The 4397-nt window shown below is 65.5% G+C and carries 3 protein-coding genes; 2 read left to right on the plus strand and 1 reads right to left on the minus strand.

The genetic code is table 11. The features are described 5' to 3' along the window. The first annotated feature begins 129 nt into the window (after window positions 1-129). Entirely contained in the window at window positions 130-1713 is a 1584-nt protein-coding gene (locus K8V11_RS08460; protein WP_303912727.1) for a GMC family oxidoreductase, read from the plus strand. A 171-nt stretch (window positions 1714-1884) separates the two neighbouring features. Here the strand turns inward: K8V11_RS08460 and K8V11_RS08465 are convergent, their stop codons facing one another. Then, a complete protein-coding gene (locus tag K8V11_RS08465; protein WP_369693056.1) occupies window positions 1885-2757 on the minus strand; it encodes an isocitrate lyase/phosphoenolpyruvate mutase family protein in 873 nt (290 codons plus the stop codon). Window positions 2758-2853: 96 nt separating this feature from the next. On the opposite strand from K8V11_RS08465, the gene K8V11_RS08470 reads away from it, so the two are divergent. Further along, a complete protein-coding gene (locus K8V11_RS08470; RefSeq protein WP_303912730.1) occupies window positions 2854-4215 on the plus strand; it encodes an MFS transporter in 1362 nt (453 codons plus the stop codon). Window positions 4216-4397 lie beyond the last annotated feature (182 nt).

Genomic DNA, 4397 nt, shown 5'->3' on the forward strand with positions numbered 1-4397 from the left:
TCGCGGGCCTCGACGAATACCGCGAGGCCAAGCACATCTACCAGAACACCGAGCCCGCCGTGTCCGGTTGGTTCCCGGTCAAGGACTAGTCAATTACGTCGAGTGTGAGAAAGGTATAGGCGACCGAAGATGTCAGAAAACAACAAGCCCTCGGAGAATCCCATCGCCGAGTACGACTACATCGTCGTCGGCGGCGGCTCCGCCGGCGCGGCGTTGGCCGCGCGGTTGTCCGAGGACCCGGGTGTCGAGGTGGCTCTTCTCGAGGCGGGCGACTCCGACCTCGACCACCAAGAGGTTCTCGAGCTCAAGCGCTGGCCCGAACTGCTCGAATCCGGACTCGACTGGGACTACCCCATCGAGCCCCAGGAGAACGGCAACTCGTTCATGCGCCACGCACGCGCGAAGGTGCTCGGCGGCTGCTCGTCGCACAATTCCTGCATCGCCTTCCACCCGCCCGCCGAGGACATGGACCTTTGGGAGGCCCTCGGTGCTGAGGGGTGGAATGCGGAGAACGTGCTTCCGCTCATCAAGAGGCTCGAGACCAACGCGCGTGGCGGAGACCAGCACGGCACCGACGGCCCCGTGCACCTCATGGACGCGCCTCCCGAGGATCCGCTGGGCGTCGCGCTTCTCGATGCCTGCGAGCAGGCGGGTATCCCCCGCGCTCAGTTCAACGAGTTCTCCACCGTCGTCAACGGTGCCAACTGGTTCCAGGTGAACCGCAAGGCCGACGGCACGCGTTCGTCGTCCTCGGTGTCGTATCTGCACCCGAACATCGGCCGGCAGAACCTGCACGTGCTCACCGGTCACTGGGTTATGCAGGTCCTGTTCGACGAAAACAATCGTGCTACAGGCGTAGAGTACGTCGATAATGCCTTCGACCGCTCCTCGCTCATGTACGCCCGCAAGGAGGTCATCCTGTCGGCGGGCGCGATCGACACCCCGAAGCTGCTCATGCTGTCGGGGATCGGGCCCGCAGAGCACCTTCGCGAGTTCGGCATCGACGTGCGCGTCGATTCCCCCGGCGTGGGCTCGAACCTGCAGGACCACCCCGAGGCGGTCATCTCGTGGGAGTCGACGCAGAAGATGACCCGCGACACGACCCAATGGTGGGAAATCGGGATCTTCGCGGCGACGCAGGACGGTCTCGACCTGCCCGACCTGATGATGCACTACGGCTCGGTCCCGTTCGATATGCACACGCGTCGGCAGGGCTACCCCACCTCTCCGGAGTCCTTCGCGCTCACCCCGAACGTCACCCACGCCAAGTCGCGGGGAACGGTTCGGCTGCGTTCTATCGACTTCCGCGATAAGCCGAAGGTCGATCCGCGCTACTTTACCGACGAGGACGGGCACGACATGGCGGTCGCGGTCGCAGGCATCAAGAAGGCCCGCGAGATCGTCGCCCAGTCGTCGATGGATTCCTTCCGCGGTCGCGAGCTTTTCCCGGGCGAGGCGGTGCAGTCCGACGAGGACATCGCCGACTACGTCTCGAAGACGCACAACACCGTGTACCACCCCGCCGGTTCGTGCCGGATGGGCGCGGTCGACGATGAGATGTCGCCTCTCGATCCGCAGCTCCGCGTCAAGGGTGTCACGGGTCTGCGCGTCGTTGACGGGTCGGTCATGCCGCAGCTGACGGCGGTCAATCCGAACATCACGACGATGCTCATCGGCGAGCGAGCCTCGGACCTTATCAAGGCCGACCAGTAACCCGCACGAGTAGAAGCAACATGCCTCGAGGCGCTCCACTTCACATGGTGGGGCGCCCCGAGTGCCTTTTATCCAAGGTCATGCATGCAGCGGAACATCACGTGGATCGAGACTCCGCGTCGCCTGCCGCGGGCGTACTTTCCGGCTGCGAACTACCGGCATGGCAGGTCCTCACCGGTTCTCGCCGGCCCAGCCGCTCATCAACTCCCCTGCCCGGTCGGCGAGCGCTGCCTGCAGCAGCGGACCGAACGAGACACGCCCGACGCCGAGCTGCGCGAGTTCGGAGAGGCCGATGCCCCCTGGTACCGCCCCATTGACCGGGTGCGCGGTCACGTTGACCGGCAGCGAAACCTCCTCCAGGATCCGATCGAGCGCAGACCGGGACGGCACCTTCACCGGGTACAGCGAATCGGCACCGGCTTCCTCCATCACGTGCAGCCGCTCAAGCACGTCGGCGAGGCGCTCCTCCTCGGAAGCCTCACCGATAAAGCCGTCGGTGCGCCCGTTGATCACCAGATGCACGCCCGCCTCGTCCGCTGCGGAACGGACTGCGCCGATATAGTCCGCATGCTCACGTGGGGTACGTCTCGTGCCGGTCGAGTGCACGGTGTCCTCGATGTTGACGCCCACGGCACCGACGTCCAACACGCCGCGCACGAGTGCTTCCGGCTCGCGGTCGTAGCCGGATTCGACGTCGACAGACACGGGGATCTCCACGCCTGCGGAGATGCGGGCGGTCGCCTCGAGCAGCATCTCGAACGGAAGGCCTTCACCGTCCGGATATCCGAGGGAATCGGAGACGGGATGGGAGCCGATGGTGAGCGCCTTGAATCCCGCCGATTCGATCAGCTTCGCGGACCAGACGTCCCATGCGGTGGGCAACACGAGCGGACGCTCGCGATGATGGAGGTCGAGAAATTCTTGAGCTTTCTGCGCGTTGGTGGCCATGCCCCACCATACGACCGCCAGCCGTCCGACGTCATCGAGCGGCAACGCCGTAACCCCGTACCGCGCGGTACGCTCGGCAATTGCGCAACCGTGCATAGACTAATCGTGCGGCGTGGCGCTCGCCGGATCGCGGTCCGGCGGCGCCGCAAGCCGCACCTTTCATTTCCGTCGGAGGAAAATCGAGGCCCGCACATGACGAACAGCCCTCAGGGTTTTGAGGCACCCGAGGTACCTCAGTCGAAGCGAACCCGCTCGATGCTCATCGCCGCGTTCGGCACGATCGTCGAGTGGTACGACTTTTCGATCTACTTCTACGTGGCGACGATTCTCACCCGCGAGTTCTTCGGAGACCGCCCGGATTCGCTTCTTCTCACGCTCGGGGTCGGCGCGGCGGGATTCCTGTTCCGTCCCCTCGGGGCGATGGTGTTCGGCCACCTCGGCGATCGCGTCGGCCGGCGCGCGGCGCTCGTCATCTCAGCGGGACTCATCTCGGTGTCGATGTTCGGCACGGCCCTGCTTCCGGGAATCGAGACCGCCGGCATCTGGGGCGGCATCGGAATGGTCGTGCTGCGCTGTGTCGCGGGGTTCTCGGTCGGTGCGGAATACACCGGGACCATGGTCTACCTCATGGAATCGGCCACTCCCGGCCGTCGCGGCCTCGCCGCCTCCTGGGCGGCAGCGAACAGCGAGATCGGCTCGTTGCTCGCCGTCGGGCTCGGCGCATTGTTCGCGAGCATGCTCACCCCCGATGCCATGCAGGATTGGGGATGGCGCATCCTGTTCGTCATCGGCGGCATCCTCGCCGCGCTCATGATTCCCCTGCGCAGCATGCTCGAGGAAACAGAGACGACCCGCCGCATCCGCAACGCGCCGCCGCACGAAGAATCCGCGTCGGTTCGTTCCTGGAAATCTTCCCCGCTCGTGCTCGTCCTGCGCCACCAGCCCCGCGCGGTGCTCGTGGCGTTCCTCATTTCCTCGATCGGCGCGACAAGCTACTTTCTCGGCATCACCTACGTGCCCACCTATCTCACCGACCAGGTCCACCTCGAGGAGGCGGGCTCGCTCGGGCTCGGCACCATCGCGGCGGTCGTCGCGATCGTCGTCACTCCCCTGTTCGGGCTGCTCGCGGACAAGGTCGGCCGCAGGCGTTCGCTCATCGTGCTCGTCGCCGGCCTCGTGCTCACCACTATTCCCGTCTACGCGCTGCTCCACGTCGGCACGAGCGGTGTCGGGATCTTCGCGGCGTCCTTCCTCGCGGTACCCGCCGCAGGCTGGAGCGCCATCGCCGCGTCCACGATTCCCGAGCAGTTCACCGCGGTCGGCCGCTTCTCCGGCATGGCCATCGGCTACAACATCGCCACGGTCCTGTTCGGCGGACTGTCCCCGCTCATCGCGACAGGCCTCATCGCCGCGACCGGCCTGTCCCTGGCACCCGCGATCTACGCGACGATCATCATCCTCGCCGCCGGTATCCCCGGCCTGTACCTCATGCGCAACATGGGTGGCGCGCGGCTCGACGAGGTCGACAGGGACGACATGCTCGTCAGCGTCTAACCCTTCTCATCCAACAGTGACGGCGGAGCTACGCTACGCCCTAGCCCACGCAATACTCGGCCCCGATAAAGATTTTCTAGAGTAAGATCACTGGTGATGATGCCGGTCTCGAATTCGGGGGCGCCGTCATCATCGAACGTGGCCGAGCCCCCACGAAGGGGCAGTCATGAGCACCGACGCTT

This window comes from Dietzia timorensis (assembly GCF_020742175.1).
Taxonomy (GTDB): Bacteria; Actinomycetota; Actinomycetes; order Mycobacteriales; family Mycobacteriaceae; genus Dietzia; species Dietzia timorensis_A.

Bases quoted from the DNA above. Each gene is read 5' to 3' on its own strand.
- K8V11_RS08460 (WP_303912727.1), top strand. From the start codon at position 130: ATGTCAGAAAACAACAAGCCCTCGGAGAATCCCATCGCCGAGTACGAC.
- K8V11_RS08465 (WP_369693056.1), bottom strand. From the start codon at position 2,757: ATGCACGGTTGCGCAATTGCCGAGCGTACCGCGCGGTACGGGGTTACG.
- K8V11_RS08470 (WP_303912730.1), top strand. From the start codon at position 2,854: ATGACGAACAGCCCTCAGGGTTTTGAGGCACCCGAGGTACCTCAGTCG.